This window comes from Shewanella sp. 10N.286.51.B2 (assembly GCF_041469265.1).
Lineage (GTDB): Bacteria > Pseudomonadota > Gammaproteobacteria > Enterobacterales > Shewanellaceae > Shewanella.
Window position 1 is genome coordinate 79,200 of record NZ_JBFRKH010000039.1, and the last position, 22,399, is coordinate 101,598.

Annotated in this window: 15 protein-coding genes; 5 read left to right on the plus strand and 10 right to left on the minus strand. The window is 41.8% G+C overall.

Annotation, left to right across the window (positions count from 1 at the left end):
• Positions 1-70: 70 nt before the first annotated feature.
• The 6 genes from odhB to sdhC form a co-directional block, all read right to left on the minus strand.
• Complete coding sequence (gene odhB, locus AB4140_RS10805) at positions 71-1,261, minus strand: 2-oxoglutarate dehydrogenase complex dihydrolipoyllysine-residue succinyltransferase (protein ID WP_102438303.1); 1,191 nt, start codon at positions 1,259-1,261, stop codon at positions 71-73.
• Between the two features lie 27 nt (positions 1,262-1,288).
• On the minus strand, positions 1,289-4,111 hold the full coding sequence (gene sucA, locus AB4140_RS10810) for a 2-oxoglutarate dehydrogenase E1 component (protein ID WP_102476209.1): 2,823 nt from the start codon (positions 4,109-4,111) through the stop codon (positions 1,289-1,291).
• Between the two features lie 254 nt (positions 4,112-4,365).
• Positions 4,366-5,073 carry a succinate dehydrogenase iron-sulfur subunit gene (locus AB4140_RS10815; RefSeq protein ID WP_076537448.1) on the minus strand — a complete coding sequence of 236 codons (708 nt, stop codon included), beginning with the start codon at positions 5,071-5,073 and terminating at the stop codon, positions 4,366-4,368.
• Positions 5,074-5,084: 11 nt separating this feature from the next.
• Positions 5,085-6,851: a succinate dehydrogenase flavoprotein subunit gene (gene sdhA, locus AB4140_RS10820; RefSeq protein WP_076537446.1), complete on the minus strand. Its 1,767-nt coding sequence runs from the start codon at positions 6,849-6,851 to the stop codon at positions 5,085-5,087.
• Entirely contained in the window at positions 6,852-7,199 is a 348-nt protein-coding gene (sdhD, locus tag AB4140_RS10825; RefSeq protein WP_076537444.1) for a succinate dehydrogenase, hydrophobic membrane anchor protein, read from the minus strand.
• On the minus strand, positions 7,193-7,588 hold the full coding sequence (sdhC, locus tag AB4140_RS10830) for a succinate dehydrogenase, cytochrome b556 subunit (RefSeq protein ID WP_102438307.1): 396 nt from the start codon (positions 7,586-7,588) through the stop codon (positions 7,193-7,195). Before sdhC ends, sdhD begins: the two co-directional genes overlap by 7 nt.
• Positions 7,589-8,003: 415 nt before the next feature.
• Between sdhC and AB4140_RS10835 the strand changes: the two genes are divergently transcribed.
• The 5 genes from AB4140_RS10835 (at position 8,004) to AB4140_RS10855 (ending at position 18,785) form a co-directional block, all read left to right on the plus strand.
• Positions 8,004-9,290 carry a citrate synthase gene (locus AB4140_RS10835; RefSeq protein WP_102438309.1) on the plus strand — a complete coding sequence of 429 codons (1,287 nt, stop codon included), beginning with the start codon at positions 8,004-8,006 and terminating at the stop codon, positions 9,288-9,290.
• 1,115 nt (positions 9,291-10,405) lie between these two features.
• Positions 10,406-11,494: an efflux RND transporter periplasmic adaptor subunit gene (locus AB4140_RS10840; RefSeq protein ID WP_372000921.1), complete on the plus strand. Its 1,089-nt coding sequence runs from the start codon at positions 10,406-10,408 to the stop codon at positions 11,492-11,494.
• A 17-nt stretch (positions 11,495-11,511) separates the two neighbouring features.
• A complete protein-coding gene (locus tag AB4140_RS10845; protein WP_372000907.1) occupies positions 11,512-14,781 on the plus strand; it encodes an efflux RND transporter permease subunit in 3,270 nt (1,089 codons plus the stop codon).
• Positions 14,778-17,858: an efflux RND transporter permease subunit gene (locus tag AB4140_RS10850; RefSeq protein WP_372000909.1), complete on the plus strand. Its 3,081-nt coding sequence runs from the start codon at positions 14,778-14,780 to the stop codon at positions 17,856-17,858. Before AB4140_RS10845 ends, AB4140_RS10850 begins: the two co-directional genes overlap by 4 nt.
• Positions 17,859-17,921: 63 nt before the next feature.
• Positions 17,922-18,785: an MBL fold metallo-hydrolase gene (locus tag AB4140_RS10855; RefSeq protein ID WP_076537435.1), complete on the plus strand. Its 864-nt coding sequence runs from the start codon at positions 17,922-17,924 to the stop codon at positions 18,783-18,785.
• A 144-nt stretch (positions 18,786-18,929) separates the two neighbouring features.
• Here AB4140_RS10855 and AB4140_RS10860 read toward each other — a convergent pair whose 3' ends face one another.
• The 4 genes from AB4140_RS10860 to msbA are packed head-to-tail and all read right to left on the minus strand — an operon-like array spanning position 18,930 to position 22,384.
• The gene (locus AB4140_RS10860) at positions 18,930-19,376 is read right to left on the minus strand and encodes a hypothetical protein (RefSeq protein ID WP_372000911.1); all 447 of its coding nucleotides are present in this window, start codon (positions 19,374-19,376) and stop codon (positions 18,930-18,932) included.
• A gap of 40 nt (positions 19,377-19,416) precedes the next feature.
• Positions 19,417-19,590, minus strand: a complete 174-nt coding sequence (locus AB4140_RS10865; protein WP_076537432.1) for a Trm112 family protein — start codon at positions 19,588-19,590, stop codon at positions 19,417-19,419.
• Positions 19,577-20,584, minus strand: coding sequence for a tetraacyldisaccharide 4'-kinase (gene lpxK / locus AB4140_RS10870; RefSeq protein WP_102476206.1), 1,008 nt, complete (start codon positions 20,582-20,584; stop codon positions 19,577-19,579). Before lpxK ends, AB4140_RS10865 begins: the two co-directional genes overlap by 14 nt.
• The gene (gene msbA, locus AB4140_RS10875; protein WP_102519644.1) at positions 20,585-22,384 is read right to left on the minus strand and encodes a lipid A export permease/ATP-binding protein MsbA; all 1,800 of its coding nucleotides are present in this window, start codon (positions 22,382-22,384) and stop codon (positions 20,585-20,587) included.
• Positions 22,385-22,399 lie beyond the last annotated feature (15 nt).

Consider the following 22,399-nt stretch of genomic DNA (forward strand, 5'->3'; position numbering starts at 1 on the left):
TCCATATACTTCTTTATAAAATCCTACTGGCTCTAACGAGCCAGCTACGAGGGTATTGTCTAGTTGACTCTTAGAGGTCAAGCAATAGACGAGTTGGATCTTCAAGGAAGTCTTTAATAGCGACCAAGAAACCAACCGACTCACGGCCATCAACAATTCGATGATCGTAAGATAATGCTAGGTACATCATAGGTTGAATAACAACCTCACCATTCACAGCCATTGGGCGATCTTTAATAGCATGCATGCCTAAAATCGCGCTTTGTGGAAGGTTTAAAATTGGCGTCGACATTAGCGAGCCAAATACGCCGCCATTAGTCACGGTGAAGTTACCACCGGTCATATCAGCAACAGATAACTTGCCATCACGGCCTTTGATTGCTAATTCACGCACATTTTTTTCAATTTCAGCAAGGCTCATGGTATCGGTATCACGTAATACTGGGGTAACCAGACCACGTGGCGTTGATACCGCAATGCTGACATCAAAGTAGTTGTGATAAACCAGTTCATCACCGTCGATAGACGCGTTAACTTCAGGGAAACGTTTTAATGCTTCAGTCACAGCTTTTACGTAGAAAGACATGAAACCTAAACGAATACCATGACGTTTTTCAAATACTTCTTGGTATTGCTTACGAATATCCATGATTGGCTGCATGTTAACTTCGTTAAACGTTGTTAGCATTGCCGTAGAGTTTTTAGCCTCTAATAAACGATTAGCAATAGTCTTACGTAAACGCGTCATAGGAACACGTTTTTGAGTACGACCTTCAAGTGGTGCAATTGGCGCAGGCGCTGCAGCAGGTTTAGCCGCAGGTGCTGACTTCACAAATGCTTCAACATCTTCTTTAGTCACACGTCCACCAACACCAGTGCCTTTTACTTTGCTTGCATCAAGGTTATGCTCGGCAATGAGACGGCGTACAGATGGGCTTAATGCATCATTTGACTCATCTGTAGACTCAGCTACTGGTGATGCAGCTTCTGCTTCTGCTTTAGTCACTTCTTGGCCTGAAACTGCACCAGCAACGAAGTTTGCAATCACTTGCTCACCAAGAACAGTGTCACCTTCTTGGAATAATAATTCGCTAATAGAACCATCTTCTGGCGCAACAACTTCTAGTACAACTTTATCAGTTTCGATATCAACTAGATTTTGGTCACGAGAAACCTGTTCGCCAGGTTGCACATGCCATGTCGCGATTGTTGCATCTGCAACTGATTCTGGCAGAACGGGTACCTTAATTTCGATACTCATGGAAAGCTTTCCTTTTATAATTTTCTATTACGACAGTTTTAATGCGCTATTAACTAATGCTTCTTGTTGGCGTGCATGCAGAGCAGGATAACCACAAGCTGGTGCAGCAGATGCCTCACGGCCAGCGTAGGTTAGTTCAGCTCCGGCAGGGATAGCTGCCCAGAAATGATGTTGGCTACAATACCAAGCACCTTGGTTCTGAGGTTCTTCCTGACACCAAACAAAATCTTTAACGTGCTGATAGTCAGCAAGTGCGGCTTGCATTTCTTCTTGCGGGAACGGATAAAGCTGCTCCACACGGACAATAGCAACGTTAGTAATTTCTTGTTTACGACGCTTGTCGAGTAATTCGAAATACACCTTACCACTACAGAAGACAACGCGATCAACCTTGCTCGCGTCTAATGCATCAAGCTCACCAATCACACTTTGGAAACTTCCTTCAGCGAGCTCTTCAAGTGTAGAAACCGCTAATGGATGACGTAGTAATGATTTAGGCGACATCACCACCAGTGGACGACGCATAGGACGTACAACTTGACGGCGTAGCATGTGATAAACCTGTGCAGGTGTAGAAGGAACACACACTTGCATATTGTGGTTTGCACAAAGCTGTAAGAAACGCTCAAGACGAGCAGATGAATGCTCTGGGCCTTGGCCTTCATAACCATGGGGAAGTAGCATCGTTAGACCACATAATCGGCCCCACTTTTGCTCACCTGAAGATAAGAACTGATCGATAACCACTTGAGCACAATTAACAAAGTCACCAAACTGCGCTTCCCAGATGGTTAATCCGCCCGGCTCTGCTGTGGCATAACCGTACTCAAATGCCAGTACCGAGGCTTCTGATAATACTGAGTCAGTAATATCAATCTCGCCCTGTTCATCAGCGACATTACGAAGCGGCAAATAAGTCGTACCATCATTTTGATTATGTAAAACTGCATGACGATGGAAGAAAGTACCACGACCAGAATCCTGACCGGTAATACGAACGCGTTTTTTATCTTCCAAAATGGTGGCGTAAGCTAAGGTTTCAGCAAAGCCCCAATCAACCGGTTTTTCACCGTTTGCCATCGATACACGGTCTTTATAAATCTTAGCGACCCGTGATTGCAATTTGTGGCTTTCAGGAATATCTACCATCTTTTGCGCAAGACCAATCAGCTTGTCAAAGTTCATTGCACCTTGATAGCTTTCATCCCACTCACGATTAAGATACGGCGACCAGTCAACAGTGTGTAACGTCATTGGACGCCACTCTTTCACTACACAATCACCTGCATCTAATGCATCACGGTAGTTATTGACAAGGCCAGTAACGTCATCAGCAGAGATACTATCTTCTTGAATTAATCGATCAGCATAAATCTTACGCGGCGTAGGATGCTTCTTAATTTTTGCGTACATTAGCGGCTGCGTTGCACTTGGCTCATCAGCTTCGTTATGACCATGGCGGCGATAACACACTAAATCAATCACCACATCACGCTTAAATTCGTTACGGTAATCCACCGCTAACTGCGAAATAAAGGCAACAGCTTCAGGATCATCTGCATTGACATGGAAAATAGGCGCTTGGACCATTTTGGCAATATCAGTACAGTATTCCGTTGAACGCACATCGGCAGTATTAGAGGTAGTGAAACCCACTTGGTTATTAATAACGATACGAATACTACCGCCAACTTTAAAACCACGGGTCTGAGACATGTTAAATGTCTCTTGCACAATACCTTGTCCAGTAATTGCCGAGTCACCATGAATGGTAATTGGCATAACTTGTAAACCATCGCTACAACCACGTCTGTCTTGACGCGCTCGTACTGAACCAATAACCACAGGGTTAACGATTTCTAAATGTGATGGGTTAAAGGCCAGTGCTAAATGAACGTTTCCGCCTGGCGTTTCGAAATCAGATGAAAAGCCTTGGTGATACTTAACGTCACCAGAACCTTGGATTTCATCATGCTTACCGGCAAATTCATCAAATAATTCAGCAGGACGCTTACCCAGTACGTTAACAAGGACGTTTAAGCGACCACGGTGAGCCATACCGACGACAATTTCTTTGGTACCTGCTTCACCTGCGCGATATAAAATCTCACGCATCATTGGCACTAACGCATCACCACCTTCAAGCGAGAAACGTTTTGCGCCTGGAAATTTTGCGCCAAGGTATTTTTCCATACCTTCAGCAGCATTTAGGCCTTCTAGAATGCGTTTCTTAGTGGTGTTATCGTAATTTGCTTTACCCAAAGACGGTTCAAGACGTTGCTGAATCCAACGCTTTTCATCGGTATCGGTAATATGCATGTATTCAGCACCAATAGAACCACAATAGGTACTTTTTAATGCATGAACTATGTCGGCTAATTTAAGGGTGTCACTACCGTATGCAAATGAACCGGTATTGAACTCACGTTGCATATCTTCGGCATCTAAACCATGAAATGCTGGGTCTAATTCAGATACTGGCTCACGGTGCCATAAACCTAACGGATCAAGGTTAGCATTTTGGTGACCACGAAAACGGTGAGCGTTAATTAACTGGAGGACTTTTACTTGTTTAGCATCTAACTCTGGGTCAGTAACACGGCTAGCGCCTTTGGCACGACCTTCTAATGCTAAACTGCGGAAATAATCACGTACTTTAGAGTGTGCAGTTTCAGGTAGATCTTGAGAAGTACCATTTACCGCAGGGAGATTATCAAAAACGACTTGCCAATCAGCGGTAACTGAACTTGGATCTTCTTGATAGGCTTCATACATCTCTTCTACGTAGGTCGAATTTGAGCCACTTAAATGTGACGATTCGAGCCAAGCTTTCATGATGCCTTGGTGCATTACTTTTCCTTCCAAACTTGATACACGTGCTTCGCCAATTTCATAATTGCGATACCTGGTTGCACCACAATCGAATCGTATTAACTCTTTCGTTTAAGGCTGTTTATCAACTACGGATAATAGCGATATAACTATATAATTTAAACAGTTAATTACAAAGGTCTTCTAACACACACAAAAGAGTCATCCCCATAGTTGAAGATGACTCCCCAATAGAGCTATATAACAATAAATCCCAGCTCTATGTTGCGCATTTACACTGCTCGCTTCAGTAACATTGACTTAATGTGGCCAATGGCTTTAGTTGGGTTTAGTCCTTTAGGACACACATCAACACAGTTCATAATACCGTGACAACGGAACACACTGTAAGCATCGTCTAAACCATCTAAACGCTCTTCAGTTGCCGTATCGCGGCTATCAATTAAGAAGCGATATGCATGCAGTAAACCACTTGGTCCGATAAATTTATCAGGGTTCCACCAGAAAGATGGACAAGCAGTAGAACAACAAGCACACATGATACATTCATATAATCCGTCTAAATGAGCACGCTCTTCAGGTGATTGTAAATGTTCACGAGCCGGTGTTTTCTCATCATTGATAAGAAACGGTTTAATTTTTTCGTACTGAGTGTAGAACTGAGTCAGGTCGACAATTAAATCGCGCACAACTGGCATGCCAGGAAGTGGGCGAATTTCAATTTTCTTACCTTTAAAAGTAGAAACAGGCGTAATACACGCAAGGCCGTTTTTACCATTCATGTTCATACCATCACTACCACATACACCCTCACGACATGAGCGTCTAAATGATAATGCAGGATCTAACTCTTTCAGCTTCATCAGTGCATCTAGTACCATCATATCGGTACCTTCTTCCACATCTAAACTGTAATCCTGCATATATGGTTTAGTGTCTACATCAGGATTGTAGCGATAAACTGCAAATTCCAATTTCATCGGGGCTTCTCCTAGTAGGTACGCTTGATAGGCGGGAATGCCGCACGAAGCTTAGGCTCCATGTTGACTTCACGCTTAGTCATTTCTTCTGTGACGGGGTCAAAGACGCTATGACATAACCAATTATCATCATCACGGTCTAAGAAATCCTCACGAGAATGCGCACCACGACTTTCTGTACGGAAGTTCGCAGCATAAGCTGTCGCAATTGCTGTCGCCATCAAGTTATCAAGCTCTAAACATTCAATACGTTGAGTATTAAATTCTGAAGAGTTATCAGATAACTTAGCATTCGCTAAACGATCGCGAATTGCTTTAAGCTCTTTAAGGCCTTCAGCCATTGCATCACCACTTCTAAATACAGAGAAGTTAAGTTGCATACATAACTGTAAGTCTTTACGAATAACAGCAGGATCTTCACCGTCTTTATTGCTTTCCCAGCGATTAAGACGCTCAAGTGATGCTGAAATTTGCTCTTCAGATGGCGCTTTTGGATCCGCAGTCGCATCGAGTGCTTTACCTAAATGCTGACCAGCAGCACGTCCAAATACCACTAAATCCAGTAATGAGTTACCACCAAGGCGGTTTGCACCGTGTACTGATACACAAGCAATTTCACCTACAGCGAATAAACCCACGATATCTTGTTCAGTGCCATCAGCATTTTGACGAACAACTTGACCACTCACTTTAGCGGGTAGACCACCCATCATGTAATGACATGTTGGCAATACAGGAATTGGGCCATCTGCTGGATCAATATGCGCAAAAGTACGAGAAAGTTCACAAACACCAGGAAGACGAGCTTCTAATGTTTCTTTACCTAAGTGATCAAGCTTAAGTAAACAATGCGGCCCTAATGGACCATCTAATCCACGGCCTTCACGAATTTCTGTCATCATCGAGCGAGCAACAACATCACGTGATGCTAAATCTTTTGCATTTGGTGCATAACGTTCCATGAAACGCTCGCCATCTTTATTTAAAAGATAACCACCTTCACCACGACAACCTTCAGTTACAAGCACACCTGCGCCAGCAATACCCGTTGGGTGGAACTGCCACATTTCCATGTCTTGCATTTGAACGCCAGCGCGCATTGCCATACCAACACCGTCACCAGTATTAATATGTGCATTGGTGGTTGAAGCATAAATACGCCCTGCACCACCGGTTGCTAAAATGGTTGCCTTCGCTTTGAAGTAAACAATCTCGCCAGTTTCAATTTCAATAGCCGTACAACCAACTATTGCACCGTCATCGTTTTTCACTAAATCGAGTGCATACCACTCAGAAAATACTTCAGTTTTGTGTTTAACATTTTGCTGATAAAGACAATGAAGTAATGCATGACCTGTACGGTCAGCTGCAGCTGCAGTACGTGCCGCTTGCTCGCCACCAAAGTTTTTTGATTGGCCACCAAACGGACGCTGGTAAATAGTACCGTTTTCAAAACGTGAGAATGGCAAACCCATTTGCTCAAGTTCAATAACCGCCTCTGGACCTGTCTTACACATGAACTCGATTGCTTCTTGGTCACCGATAAAATCAGAACCTTTCACGGTATCGTACATGTGCTGTTCCCAGTGATCTTCATGAGCATTACCCAACGCAACGGTAATACCACCTTGCGCAGATACTGTATGAGAACGGGTTGGGAAAACTTTAGATAAAAGCGCACAGCTCTTACCTTCTTTAGAAATTTGTAATGCCGCTCGCATGCCAGCGCCACCAGCGCCAATCACTACTGCGTCAAATTCGCGAACTGGAATACTCACTTATACACCCCACACAATTAATATGCCTGCAGCTAGATAACAAAAAGCTGCTACGACAAAAACGAACTGAAGTAATCCACGCACTGATACGTTTTTAACGTAATCAGTTAACACTTGCCAAATACCAATCCATGAATGGATAAGTACAGCAACAAGCGCTAATAAAGTGAATACTTTCATTGGTAAGGTACTGAATAACCCCTGCCAAATTTCGTATGTCAATGGAGCGCTACACGCAATAAAACCCACCATAAAAATGGTATAACAGGCTAAAATTACGGCACTAGCACGAATTAAAATAAAATCATGAACACCACTGCGTCCAAGGCTTGCTGCATTTGTTACCATACCCAAATCCCCACGATGATAGAAAACGCCGCTGATAACACAAAGGCGATTTTTGCTGACGCTAAGCCAGAGGCAAGCTCTTCCCAACGACCGGTATCCATAATCAGATGACGTACGCCAACGATTAAGTGATAACCCAACGCGGTTAGAATTCCCCAAATAACAAACTTAACTAGCAGGTTATCAAAAAGAGATTGTAAGCCAGCGAAACTCTCAGGCGATGCTAAAGATTCATTTAGCATCCAAATAAGAATACCGACAGCAAACAGCATGATAACACCGGAAATACGGTGAAGAATTGACGCAATCGCTGTTGCAGGAAAGCGAATGGTCTGTAGGTCTATATGGACAGGTCTTTGCTTTTTCACGTTCTGCTCACTCAGCTCCATTGAGCATTATTTTTATTATTCATCTTGCTTTGCTTCTATTTGTTACACCAAACTACAAATGTAAACAAAATGTTGAAACTTAACAGACTACTATCAAACACTTAACCATTTGAGAATTCACTAATTTAGACAACGTAAAAATGTTTTCAAAAATGTGATGTTTGTCGCCCTTCAGGACGCAGGCAAGTATACTCAAGGCAATTGTCAAATACAAACATCACACTATGTAAAATTTGTTTTTTGATGTTTTTTTTGCAAAAAAACCATTGCTAACAAGGCGTCTAGCAAGCTTTATACCATGGTCTAATAAATTTAAACGCTTATTTAAATTGAAATGTGACACTAATTCACTGTAAAGTAATGTCCGCTTAACATGCCGCACTCACAGAAAAGAATGAAGTAAGGAGAACGGGGTATGGCTGACAATATAGCCAAATTAGAGTTACCGGGGACAGATTCGATCGAATTACCTATCAAGCAGGGAACTGCTGGGTTTGATGTAATCGATATCAGTAAACTTGGAAAGACAGGTCATTTCACCTTCGATCCAGGTTTTTTAGCGACCGCATCTTGCGAGTCTGCAATTACATACATTGATGGCGAAAAAGGTGTACTTACACACCGTGGCTATCCAATTTATGAACTAGCTACTGAATCTAACTATTTAGACGTTTGTTACTTACTGCTTTATGGTGAATTACCAAGCAAAACTCAATACGAAGAGTTTGTGGCTATGGTTAAGAATCACACCATGGTGAACGAGCAATTAGCTTCGTTTTTCAGAGGTTTCCGTCGTGATGCACATCCAATGGCTATGCTATGTGGTGTTACGGGTGCATTATCTGCGTTTTACCAAGATTCTCTTGATGTCAATGATGAAAAACATCGTGAAATTGCGGCTTTCCGCCTTGTTTCTAAGATGCCAACCATTGCAGCAATGTGCTACAAGTATTCAATCGGTCAACCTTTTGTTTACCCACGCAACGACCTAAGTTATGCAGGTAATTTCCTTAGCATGATGTTCGCTGTTCCGTGTGAACAATACCAAGTCAATCCAGTTGTTGAAAAAGCAATGGACAGAATCTTTGTATTACACGCTGATCATGAACAAAACGCTTCTACCTCTACGGTTCGTTTAGCGGGTTCATCTGGTGCTAACCCATTTGCATGTATCGCAGCGGGTATTGCTTCACTATGGGGTCCTGCTCATGGTGGTGCTAACGAAGCTTGTCTAAATATGCTTGAAGAAATTGGCAGTGTTGATCGCATCCCTGAGTTTATTGCTCGTGCGAAAGACAAAGCTGATCCATTCCGCTTAATGGGCTTTGGTCATCGCGTTTACAAAAACTTCGACCCTCGCGCTAAAGTGATGCGTGAAACATGTCATGAAGTGTTAGCTGAGCTAAATGTGAACGATCCTTTGCTAGATGTAGCGATGGAACTTGAACGCATTGCTTTAGAAGACGATTATTTCGTATCTAAAAAGCTTTATCCAAATGTTGATTTCTACTCAGGGATCATCATGAAAGCAATCGGTATCCCTACTAGTATGTTTACAGTGTTATTTGCACTTTCTCGTACTGTTGGTTGGATTGCACATTGGAAAGAAATGCTTGACCAACCAGGTCACAAAATCAGTCGTCCACGTCAGTTATACACTGGCTCAGACGAGCGTGACTTTGTCAGCATAGATAAACGATAACTTAATCGTTTGTGAAAAAAGCGCCTATTTAGGCGCTTTTTTAATGCCTAGAGAAGCTGTTTTGTTAGCGTTGACAGCCTCGCTCAATGAACACAAAAATCCCTTGCTGCTAACTTTGGTTACCATAGCAGCCAAGTATGAATAAAACTGCCAAACACATTTATCCCCGTTTAAAGCTCATTCACCATAGATTGGTCATAAGCCACATTATCTAGGTCCGCTTCATTATTTACTAAATCCTAATAGCCGCCACAGGTTAATTTTAGTCGAAATTAAAGGGTCGCCGGCACTTTAGCGCTTGGTTTTGTATTACAAATTAGAATTAAATAAGCTTTAAAATATGTCAAAAGTACGCCATAAATCGGCCTAATTAACCCAATTACATTTGTGTTTATAGAAGGAGTTGCATCAGATTTGTGCTAGGCAATACAACTGCCTATTAGAAATATTGCCGATTTTAATTCATTTGAAGTTAAAGATTAAGCTAGAAAAATACTGTAAATCATCCAAAAACATTCATAAAATAGTCATTTTCATTCACGTTAGGCCCTAATAAACAATAAATTGAGTAAAAATATCAATTAAATCTGATATAAAAAGCTGCTTTTTAAATTATATCGCTATAAAGAAAATCTTTTTGTTCTAAAAAATGGCCATTAGAGATATTAAAACTTACAATTTGGTTTCCTTTTTACCCAGAATTTGGTCTTCTTTATACGCTTTTACACCTTGAAATATTTTCACGTTCATTTTATTTGTATTATTAATAATTTTCTTGTTAAAGCCAAATTAATTCAATGGCCATTTACCCACAATCCTAATCAACAAAAATCAGAACCCTTAACTCAAATCTTAGTAAGCAATTTCACCATTTGTTGAGCATTCCCACTACCCCTTGTTAACATTTAAGTTCCTAAAATACCGCCACCCAATTAAAGCACTGAAAAATAACAATAATTTATTTTGGCACATTACGTGCTATGTAAACATAAATTCAACATTTATTACATGTTATAACGTGACGTTTGCATGCTTTGGTTTCAGACTCTGTGGCATGTCACGTCACTTATAACACTTAGTTAATTGGCAGGTATCCCATGGAAAGGTTCAACAACATTAAAAAATTCACCTCATCCGTTTTTTGTATTACGGCATTTTCAATCATGCTTAGTGGCTGTAATGGTGAACAAGAAACAGCTGCAGAAGAAGAAAAATACGCGGTACCTGTTGAGGTATCACAAGTGACTCAAGGAAATGTGTCTTCATTTTATAGCACCACCGCGACGCTAGAAGCGCCCGAGGAAGCCCATGTTGTCACCCGAATTGCAGGCTTAATTACTTCAATAAACGTTGAAGAAGGCGATAGAGTTACAAAGGGCCAAGCACTGGCGACCATTGATGCCAAACGCCAACAATTTGATTATCAGCGTGCGCTTGCTGAAGTTCAGATTATTGAGCAAGAATTAAACCGCTTAAAACAGATGAAAAACAAAGAATTTGTAAGTCAAGATGTGATGGCAAAGCTGGAGTTTAACTTACAAGCCGCAATGGCTCAGCGAGATCTCGCAGAACTATACGTGATTGAAAGCCGCATTGTTTCACCTATCGATGGCATTGTCGCCACCAGGCATGTGAAAAAAGGCAATATGGCCAAAGAGTTTGAAGAGTTGTTTTATATTGTCAATCAAGATGAACTACACGGAATTGTACATTTACCAGAGCAACAACTTAATAGCTTACGTTTAGGACAAGAAGCGCGCATTAGTAATCAATACGCTAATAACAAGGGCTCAACAGAACAAGATATTATCGCTAATGTATTACGAATTAGCCCAATTGTTGATGCCCAAAGCGGTACATTCAAAGTAACTATCGCCATCAACAATAAAGACGCAACATTAAAAGCCGGCATGTTCACGCGTGTTGAGCTTAAATATGATACCCACAATGATGTTGTTACTGTGCCTTTTAACGCCATTATTAACCAAGATGACACCCAAGCACTGTATGTCATTAAAGATAACACCGCTAACCGTCGTGAAGTGATTCTCGGTTATCGCGAAAATGATAAAGTTGAAATTCTATCTGGTGTGCAATCTGGTGAACAAATCGTCATTCGTGGTCAGCAAAACCTTAAAGACCTGTCGTTAGTTGAAATCATCAGTCCGCTTTCTTACGCCAAAAACAGCCTAGCCAGCAAATAGACAAGGATGCGCCTACTATGTCGATAATTAATACTTCGGTAAAACGTCCTGTGTCAGTGTGGATGTTTATGCTGGCAATCATGCTATTTGGTATGGTCGGATTTACCCGCCTTGCGGTAAAACTGTTACCCGATCTTAGTTACCCAAGCGTCACAGTAAGAACCGCCTATGATGGCGCTGCACCTGTTGAAGTTGAACAGTTAATCTCAAAGCCCATTGAAGAAGCCGTCGGTGTGGTTAAAGGGCTGCGTAAAATTAGCTCTATTTCACGCTCAGGTTTATCAGATGTGGTGCTTGAGTTTGAATGGGGCACCAACATGGATATGGCCAGTTTAGAAGTGCGTGAAAAAATTGATACCATCGAACTGCCACTGGATATCAATAAACCATTATTGCTGCGTTTTAATCCAAACTTAGATCCAATTATGCGTGTGGCGCTGTCAGTACCTGATGCCAGTGAAACACAGCTCAAAAGTATGCGTACTTTTGCAGAAGAAGAACTAAAAAGACGCCTAGAAGCACTATCTGGTGTCGCCGCAGTGAGATTATCTGGCGGCTTAGAGCAAGAAGTTCATATCCTGCTAAATCAACAAAAGCTGCAGCAACTAAACCTTAATGCAGACGATATTAAGCGCCGTATTAATGAAGAAAACATCAATTTATCTGCGGGTAAAGTGATCCAAGGTGACAAAGAGTATTTAGTTCGCACCCTAAACCAATTTAATAACCTAGATGAGTTAAGAAATGTCATTGTCTATCGTGATGGTCAAACCTTAATTCGACTTGCTGAAGTTGCCGATATTGTTGACGGTTATAAAGAGCGCAGTGATATCACTCGTATTGGACAGGTAGAGTCTATTGAACTGGCAATATATAAAGAAGGTGATGCCAATACCGTATCGGTCGCCAAAAGGCTCAGTGCTGAGCTTGATGAGATTAACAGTGAAGCTGCAGATAATCAGTTAAAGGTTATTTATGACCAATCTGAGTTTATCCAAAGTGCAGTCAGTGAAGTAACCGCCGCCGCGCTGTTTGGCAGCTTGCTTGCTATGTTAGTTATCTACTTATTTTTACGTGACATTATTGCTACCTTAATTATTTCTATTTCCATTCCATTTTCAGTTATTGCTACTTTTAACATGATGTACTTTGCCAATATCAGTCTCAATATTATGTCTTTAGGCGGTATTGCACTGGCCATAGGCTTATTGGTTGATAATGCCATTGTGGTGCTGGAAAATATTGACCGCTATAAAGCGCAAGGGCTTAAAAAAGTTGCTGCAGCGCTTAAAGGCAGTAAAGAAGTGGCAGGGGCAATCTTTGCCTCAACCTTAACCACCTTAGCGGTATTTGTCCCCTTAGTTTTTGTTGATGGTATCGCAGGGGCATTATTTTCAGATCAAGCATTAACGGTAACTTTTGCTTTATTAGCGTCTTTATTTGTTGCACTAACGGCAATACCAATGCTGGCATCAAGACAGGGTTTTAAACAATTACCCATCGAAAATGAGCCGGAAGTAAAAGCCCTGCCAACCACTAAAAAAGCTAAAGCTGTGCATTATCTTAAATTCGTGTTTGGTTTCCCATTTAAGCTATTACTCAGCTATCTACCTAATGCACTATTAAACCTCATTATCATTTCAGCTCGATTCATTTCTTGGGCATTGTCATTAGTGATGCGTCCATTAAGTGCTGCATTTAACTTTGGCTACCGTTTTGTTGAAAGCATTTATCACCGGGTATTAGCTCATGCGATGACGCATAAAGCTTTGACTGTCATTATCGCAATCATGCTAACTGTTGGTGCTGGCAGCTTATTCCCAAGACTGGGTGTAGAGCTAATTCCACCAATGAATCAAGGTGAATTCTATGTTGAGATCTTACTGCCACCTGGAACCGCGGTACAAAAAACTGATGCTGTATTAGAGCAACTAGCTTACTCCATTAGTGGTCGAGAAGAAGTAAAACACACCTTTAGCCAAGCAGGCAGTGGCGGCTTAATGACATCTGATACCGCCCGAGGCGGCGAAAACTGGGGGCGGTTACAGGTAGTACTGGCAGATCCTCAAGAGTTTAATGCTGTAGCCAATGACTTAAGGGCCACAGCAAGGCGTATTCCAGCCCTTGATGCCACTATTGATCACCCTGAGCTATTTAGTTTTAAAACCCCATTAGAGATCGAGTTATCAGGTTATGACTTACAGCAACTAAAGCACAGTGGCGAACAGTTGGTATCTGCTTTATCAGAGTCAGCCCGCTTTAGTGATATCAATACCTCACTTCGTGATGGTCAACCTGAGATCAGTATTAGATTTGATCATGCCCGGCTTGCGTCATTAAATTTAGAAGCGCCCACCGTTGCTAATCGTATTGCTCAACGTGTTGGCGGTACCATTGCCAGCCAATATACGGTTCGTGATCGTAAAGTAGATATTTTGGTGCGCAGTGAATTGGACGAGCGAAATAATATCTCAGATATTAACTCATTAATTATTAATCCAAACAGTAAGCACCCAATCCCATTAAGCGCAGTTGCTGATGTGTCTCTGCAAGTGGGCCCCTCTGCCATTAATCGTGTCAGCCAACAACGGGTTGCGATAGTGTCAGCTAACTTAAGTTATGGTGATTTAAGTGAAGCTGTAAAAGAAGCGCAGCAAATTTTAAATCAGCAACAGCTCCCCTCTTCTATCCAAGCGCGCTTTGGCGGCCAAAATGAAGAAATGGAACATTCATTTAAGTCTTTAAAAATCGCCTTGGTATTAGCGGTATTTTTAGTCTACTTGGTGATGGCGAGTCAGTTTGAATCCTTATTACATCCATTACTTATTCTGTTTGCTGTGCCTATGGCCGTTGGCGGCAGTATTATTGGCTTGTTTATTACTGGTACCCATATCAGCGTAGTCGTGTTTATCGGCTTAATTATGCTGGCAGGTATTGTGGTCAATAATGCCATTGTATTGGTTGATAGAATTAACCAACTGCGTAAAGAAGGTCATGATAAAGAAGTCGCTATAAGCACTGCAGCTAAATCTCGATTACGCCCAATAATGATGACCACCATGACCACCACCTTAGGCTTGTTGCCAATGGCAATAGGTGTCGGTGATGGTAGTGAAATCCGTGCGCCGATGGCAATAACGGTGATCTTTGGTCTTGGCTTATCTACCATGCTGACCTTATTGGTTATTCCTGCCCTATACGGTTTATTTGATAAAAAAAACTATCAACAAACCGCAATTAATCAAACCAAAAGCACTGAGTCTTTAGATTTGGAGACTCAATCATGAACCTAACAAAACTAGCCATTAAAAGGCCTGTCACCACCAGTATGTTCTTTTTGGCCATCTTACTATTTGGTTTAGCCTCTAGTCGATTATTGCCATTAGAAATGTTTCCCGGCATTGATATTCCGCAAATTCAGGTTAACGTGCCCTATAAAGGCTCTACCCCTGCAGAAGTGGAACGAGAGATAACCCGCGTATTAGAAGAGTCGCTAGCCACCATGAGTGGTATTGAAGAGGTCCGCTCAAACTCTTCTCAAGATGGTGCTAACATTCAGCTAAATATGAAATGGGGCGAAGATGTCGCCACAAAAAGCTTAGAAGCACGGGAAAAAATTGATTCGGTAAGACACCTGCTGCCTAAAGATGTGGAACGGGTTTTCATTCAGCAATTTTCTACCGCTGATATGCCCGTGTTAACGATTCGAATCTCCAGTGAACGTGAGTTATCAAATGCTTTTGATCTGTTAGACAAACAACTTCGCAAGCCGCTTGAGCGTATTGAAGGGGTCTCAAAAGTCACCTTGTATGGGGTTGATCAAAAGCAAATTGAAATAAGACTAGATGCCGACAAACTTGCTGCATCTGGCATTAATCCAGCTCAGTTGCAGCAACGTTTACAACAAGAAAACTTTGTCATTAGTGCTGGCACACTTAGAAATAATAATCAGGTGTTTCAGGTATCGCCCAAGGGAGAGTTTTTATCACTTGAAGATATCAAGGCAGTAAAGCTTAATAGCACCACTTCTGTTGGTGATATTGCCTCAGTCAAATTTACCCTCCCTGAAGCCTTTGAAGGGCGTCATTTAGACCAAAAATACGCTGTTGGTTTAGATGTGTTTAAAGAATCAGGCTCAAATTTAGTCGATGTATCTGAACGAGTGTTAGCCGTTATTGAAAAAACGAAACAAGATCAGCAATTTCAAGGCATCAAGTTATTCGTCATGGAAGATCAAGCTTATGGAGTTAAGTCATCACTGCAGGATTTATTGTTATCTGGCTTACTGGGTGCGCTGCTTTCTTTTGGGGTATTGTATTTATTTTTACGTAATTTAAAGATGACGTTAGTGGTCGTGTCATCGGTGCCAATTTCCCTTTGTATGACATTAGCTGGGATGTATTTTCTTGGTTACAGCTTAAATATTCTGTCGATGATGGGATTATTACTGGCTGTAGGCATGTTAATTGATAACGCCGTGGTGGTGACCGAAAGCGTGTTACAACAAAAGCAAAAAATTGCGTTATCAGATGATGGCGCTGCAACTGAAATAACAACAGCGGCCAATGAAAAAGCGGTACTTACTGGGGTAGAGAAAGTCGCCCTAGCCGTCTTGGCGGGCACATTAACCACAGCTATCGTGTTTTTACCTAACATTGTCGGGGTTAAGGTCGAGCTAACGATTTTCCTTGAGCATGTGGCCATTGCGATTTGCATTTCGTTAGCGGCATCATTACTGGTTGCTAAAACCTTAATCCCATTAATGCTTACTAAGTTTGATTTTCATATTGAGACCGAAGCTAAAGTCTCTAAGTTACAGCAGCTTTATCAACGCAGCCTAACCTGGGTACTGGCTCACTCAAAGCTATCAGGGGTTATTGCAGTGGTCATTTTAGTCTCTACCGCATTACCCTTAAGTTTAGTAAAACAAGATCAATCAGAAGGCGAAGGCAAAGATCGCCTCTACATTAATTATCAATTAGAAGGTCGCCACAATTTAAAAGTCACTGAAGCGATGATCAATCAAATGGAAGATTATCTTTATGCCAATAAAGAGGCCTTTATGATTGATTCTGTTTACAGTTATTACTCAGCAGACAATATTCAAACCACGCTACTACTGCAAAAAGATATTGAAACGCCAATGTCTGAATTGAAAGAAACCATACGTGAAGGTTTCCCTAAATATGCCGCAGCCAAGCCACAATTTGGTTGGGGCAATGAAAACTCAGGCTTAAGAGTCACCTTAACCGGTCGCTCGACCTCAGAGTTAATTCGCTTAAGTGAACAAGTCGTACCTCTGCTTAGCGCCATTGAAGGGCTTGAAGATGTGCGCTCTGAAGTCAGTTCTGCTCAGCAAGAAGTGGTGATTACAATCGATCGTGAAATGGCGGCAAGATTAGATTTAAAACTTAACGAAATCGCCTCTCACATTTCCATGGCGCTACGCGGTGCACCGCTTCGTTCTTATAGGCATGATCCTAATGGCGAATTACGCATTGAGCTCGCCTATGATAAAAGCTGGCAGCGATCATTAGAGCAGCTAAAACAATTACCGATCATTCGTAAAGGTGAGCGCCTATATAGCTTAGATAATCTCGCCAATATTAAGATACAGCCCCGCTTTGATACCATACGCCACTTTAATCGCCAAACTGCGCTGTCGATTGGCGCAAACGTGAATGACATTACCACTGAAGAAGCCCAAGAGCAGATTGAAAAGGTAATGGCCAATGTCAACTTCCCTTATGGATATGACTACTCGCTACGTGGCGGGTTTGAGCGTCAAGATGAAGAGCAATCCGTCATGGCAGTAAATATGATTTTGGCATTAATCATGATTTATATTGTGATGGCTGCCTTATTTGAATCACTGTTATTACCAACCGCCATTATCAGTTCAATCTTGTTCTCTATCACTGGGGTATTTTGGGCACTGTGGGTTTCAGCAACACCTATGTCGGTAATGGCAATGATAGGGATCCTTATCTTAATGGGTATCGTAGTAAACAATGGCATTGTTTTGGTTGACCAAATAAATCAAAAAACGCCTAAATTAACCGATTTATCTGAATCTATCTTAGCCATCTGTATTACCCGTTTACGCCCTGTATTGATGACGGTTGCTACCACAGTGTTAGGCTTAGTGCCTTTAGCAATGGGCGACACTCAAATTGGCGGCGGAGGACCACCTTATTCGCCAATGGCAATCGCCATTATTGGCGGACTGTCGTTCTCAACTGTTACCAGTTTGTACTTGGTGCCGCTTTGTTATCAGGCGCTTTATCGCATACGTTATCAGTCATCGATAAAATTAGCTTCTGCTGACAAACGAGCCAAAAAGCTGCTACCTTGGACAGTGTAATCAGGATGCAAGCAAGCGCAACATTAAGCGATTAATGAGGCGCTTTACATTAAAGGACGACAAATGAAGCATAAAATTAAAACAAGTTTACTGGCATTATCACTAATAACATCTAGCGCTGTGGCTGATGATGACCGCTTCAAAGATGTACAAATTAGCTCAACACAACTCAGTGACACTGCTTATATGTTTGTGGGATCTGGCGGTAATATTGGCGTGTCAGCCGGCAGTGATGGCATATTGATAATCGATGATCAATTTGCGCCGCTGGCGAACAAAATTAGCCAATCATTAAATAAAATCCAGCCCGGCAGCCCCAAGTATGTCATCAATACCCACTATCATGGGGATCATACTGGGGGTAATGCCCACTTTGGTGAGCAAGCGATTATTTTTGCCCATGACAATGTACTAACTCGGCTCAGCGCCGATAAAGATACGCCAAAATCTGCGCTACCTGTTGTCACCTACGCGACTGATATATCAATTCATTTTAACAAGGATACTTTGGTGGTGAAGCACCTCGGGCCTGGCCATACTGACGGGGATAGTGTTGTGATGTGGAAAAATGCCAACATTGTGCACATGGGGGATTTGTTTTTTAAAGACCGTTTTCCATATATTGATTTAAAGGGCGGCGGATCTGTACTTGGCTATCGTGACAATGTCGCTAAATTACTCGCATCAATGGATAATGACACACAAGTGATCCCAGGTCATGGTGCACTTGCTAATAAAGATGATCTCATGAAATTTAAGCATATGCTGGATCATTCCATTAATTGGATGAACAAGAATATCCAAGAAGGCCACTCGTTAGCCAATATTCAAGCGAAAGGAATGCATAAGAAATGGAAAAATTGGAGCTGGAATTTCATATCCGAAGAAAAATGGATTGATACTCTTTATCAAGGACTGAAAAAATAGCGTAAAACTTTCCTATATTGGCTGCTAACACTGTATTTATCGCCTGCATTTGCGGCTTGGGTGAACTGTCACCTTTTTTTGCCGCGCAGCGCGAAAAAGGTGACAGTTTGCCCAAGTCCGACAAGATGCACTGGTTATGAGTTTTTAATGCTTTTTTGTATGCCAAAATGCAGTACCAAAAGTTGTGTAGTCCATTGCACGACTAGTAAGTGCGTAAAGCTCTTTGTCTTCTCGATCAAAAACTTTACCGAAGCCATTATCCATAAACTCTACCCATGACAAATTACTTGAATAAGAATTAAAAAGGTGTCGCAACTTTCTTTTTCTTGTCCACGGGAACCAACTCGGATTTTGATAAATCACTTCGTGAAGCAAACCTTCATAGACAGTTAGCAATGTATCGCCTGTGCCAACTTCCAGAGTATATACGACAGCCCCTTTTACTTTTTCATGGGGCGCTTCCGTAAACTCATAACTTTCCAATATTTGCGGTTCAAATTTTGACCCTAATTCAAATATAGGCAACATATAAAACCCTTTTGACTCATAACAGCGCAATATAGTGATGCAAACTAGGATATAAACAGCCATAAAAAAGCGCCATTAAGGCGCTTTTTCGATAACAATCAAATTACGACTCGATTGGCTCAGCTCTATTTTCCAGCAACACTGGAATACCTTCAGTAATTGGGTAAGCTAATTTATCTGCTTTACAAATCAATTGGTCGGCTTCTTTATCGAATTCTAATTTACCCTTACAAACAGGGCAAGCCACAATCTCAAGTAATTTTTTATCGAACGCCATGGAGGTTTCCTTGTTTATCTTTTATGACTTGGTTAAGTCTATTCAAAAAAGCGGTATCAAATTCAGTATTAAGCTTCGCATTTACAGGCAAATACCACCAGTTATCTTGTGCAAAATCGCGACATTTAACCGCATCTTTCTCGGTCATGATCAATGGATGCTGCTTTGAGAGCTGTTTCAGTTCATTTTCATCAAATGCTTGATGATCTTCAAAAGCTTTAGTCTCAGCAAGGCTAAACCCTTGCAATGATAAGCTGTCAAAAAAACGTTGAGGGTTACCAATACCTGCCATTGCAATAGCAGCTTGTGGTTGCCATTGCTGAGTTGAATTGGGTTTTACAGGCTTAAGGGCTGCTGGCGTTAAACTCATCGCCACTTCATTGCCTTGCACTACACCGCCATTATTTAATACCCAATCAATGCTATTTAAACGCCATAAACCTTCACGTAACGGGCCTGCAGGTATTAAGCATTGATTACCATAACGGCGCTGACCATCAACAATATTGATCTCAATATCACGTGCAAGCGCGTAATGCTGTAAGCCATCATCACTAATAATCACATCTACATTGGTTTCACTCAGTAACTGTTTTGCAGCGTCAATGCGTTTCGCCCCGACCACCATAGGAACTTGTGTTCGAGCCACAATCATTGCTGGTTCATCACCCACATCTGCGGCGTTATCGGTTGCTTTGACGGTTTTTACCCCATCAATATTGACACCATAACCACGACTGATCACCCCAGGGGTGAAGCCTTGCTGACGTAATAAGTTAATCAAGTAAATAACCGTTGGGGTTTTACCACTGCCACCAGCGGTAATATTGCCAACAATCACCACAGGGACATCCAATACTTGCGCTTGTTTAAAACCAAGTTTAAATGCCCAGCGCCTGACACTGGATATCAACCCAAATAGTGCACTCAGTGGTAATAATAACCACTTAGCGCGGTGTCCTTGGTACCAAATTTTATTGACTAACGCCTGCATTTAACTACCAAATTGCATTTGATATAAGTTAGCGTACATGCCCTCTTTTGCCACTAAGTCGCTGTGAGTACCACGCTCAACTACTTGGCCTTGATCGATAACTAAAATCTCATCAGCACTTTCAATGGTTGATAAACGGTGGGCAATCACAATCGAGGTACGATTATGGCGCAAGTTATCAAGACCTTGCTGAATCGCTTTTTCTGATTCAGTATCAAGGGCTGATGTTGCTTCATCTAATATTAATACTGGCGCGTCACGCAACATCGCCCGAGCGATAGCAATACGTTGACGTTGGCCACCCGACAGCAATACGCCATTCTCACCCACCTGAGTATCTAACCCCTCAGGTAAATTTTCGATAAATTCCATCGCATGAGCTAGGGTTGCAGCTTGTAAAATTTGTTCGCGAGTGGCTTCACCTGGATAAGCATAAGCAATGTTATTAGCTATAGTGTCGTTAAATAAAGTAACTTGCTGTGATACTAACGCCACCTGATTACGTAATGACTTTAATTTGTAATCATAAATATCAACGTCGTCTAAGGTAATTTGCCCTTCTGACACGCCGGTATAGAAACGGGTGATTAAGCTGGCAATGGTTGATTTACCCGAACCACTGCGTCCAACAAGGGCAATGGTTTTACCCTGCTTCACTTCAAAATCAACATGAGTTAAGGCTGGTTTTTCTTGCTCAGGATAACTAAAGGTAACGTTATTGAATTTTAAATTACCTTTAACGCGCTGAGTTTCAAATTCACCCGTATCGGCTTCAGGTGCTGTATCTAGCAGCTCAAAAACTGTGGTACATGCGGCAATACCACGTTGAAATTCAGCATTCACACGGGTTAAATTTTTAATCGGCTGAAGCATTGCCATCATCGCGCCCAAAATGGCCGCAAATGTGCCTGCGGTTAAATCGGCTTTCAAGCTTGGGAATGTGGCGGCGTACAATACAAACGCTAACGCAAATGAACCGATGATCATAATAACCGGTTGACTAACGGCTTGAGCTACAGCAAGTTTCATATTTTGCTTGCGGTTACCCTCATTAACTTTTTGAAAGCGCTCGACTTCAGTCTTTTGTCCACCAAACGCCAACACATTCTTATGACCTTTAATCATTTGCTCAGTGGTTGCGGTGACATTGCCCATGGCTGCTTGGATGCGTTTAGAGACTTTTCTGAAACGCTTACTCACAACGCTAATCACTATCCCCATTAATGGGCCAATGACTAGGATGCACATGGAAAGTTTCCAAGAATAGATGAACATGATAGCTAACATACCAATGACGGTAATAGAGTCACGTACAATAGAGATTAACGCACTGCCTGATGCACGGGCAATTTGTTCGGTATCAAAGGTCACTCGAGAAATGAGGTTACCACTATTTTCGCGATCGATATAGCTTACAGGCAAACGCAAATAATGCTCAAACACTTGCTGACGCATATCCATGATTAATCTCGAGCTCATGTAAGACACACAATAAGTCGACACGAAATTGGCTAAGCCACGTAGGGTAAACATTCCAATAACCACTAGCGGTGCCATGATCATAATATTGTTATTGGAATTAAAGCCGCCGTGACTCGGCACTTCTACGCCCGCGACCACTGACGGAGTTTGACTAAAGCCTTCGTCAATAAATGGTTTGATGAAGTAAATGAATGCAGCGTCAACCAAGCCGTAGGTCAATAATGCCAATACAGCTAACAGAAACATCCCTTTCATTGGGACAAGATAAGTTAGAAGGCGCTTAAAGACGCTCGACATTTCGTTATTAGTTGTTGTCATTGATTACATTAATAC

Bases quoted from the DNA above. Each gene is read 5' to 3' on its own strand.
- AB4140_RS10860 (WP_372000911.1), bottom strand. From the start codon at position 19,376: ATGGCTGTTTATATCCTAGTTTGCATCACTATATTGCGCTGTTATGAG.
- msbA (WP_102519644.1), bottom strand. From the start codon at position 22,384: ATGACAACAACTAATAACGAAATGTCGAGCGTCTTTAAGCGCCTTCTA.
- sucA (WP_102476209.1), bottom strand. From the start codon at position 4,111: ATGCACCAAGGCATCATGAAAGCTTGGCTCGAATCGTCACATTTAAGT.
- AB4140_RS10815 (WP_076537448.1), bottom strand. From the start codon at position 5,073: ATGAAATTGGAATTTGCAGTTTATCGCTACAATCCTGATGTAGACACT.
- AB4140_RS10855 (WP_076537435.1), top strand. From the start codon at position 17,922: ATGAAGCATAAAATTAAAACAAGTTTACTGGCATTATCACTAATAACA.
- AB4140_RS10845 (WP_372000907.1), top strand. From the start codon at position 11,512: ATGTCGATAATTAATACTTCGGTAAAACGTCCTGTGTCAGTGTGGATG.
- AB4140_RS10835 (WP_102438309.1), top strand. From the start codon at position 8,004: ATGGCTGACAATATAGCCAAATTAGAGTTACCGGGGACAGATTCGATC.
- AB4140_RS10850 (WP_372000909.1), top strand. From the start codon at position 14,778: ATGAACCTAACAAAACTAGCCATTAAAAGGCCTGTCACCACCAGTATG.
- odhB (WP_102438303.1), bottom strand. From the start codon at position 1,261: ATGAGTATCGAAATTAAGGTACCCGTTCTGCCAGAATCAGTTGCAGAT.
- AB4140_RS10865 (WP_076537432.1), bottom strand. From the start codon at position 19,590: ATGGCGTTCGATAAAAAATTACTTGAGATTGTGGCTTGCCCTGTTTGT.
- lpxK (WP_102476206.1), bottom strand. From the start codon at position 20,584: ATGCAGGCGTTAGTCAATAAAATTTGGTACCAAGGACACCGCGCTAAG.
- sdhC (WP_102438307.1), bottom strand. From the start codon at position 7,588: ATGGAGCTGAGTGAGCAGAACGTGAAAAAGCAAAGACCTGTCCATATA.
- sdhD (WP_076537444.1), bottom strand. From the start codon at position 7,199: ATGGTAACAAATGCAGCAAGCCTTGGACGCAGTGGTGTTCATGATTTT.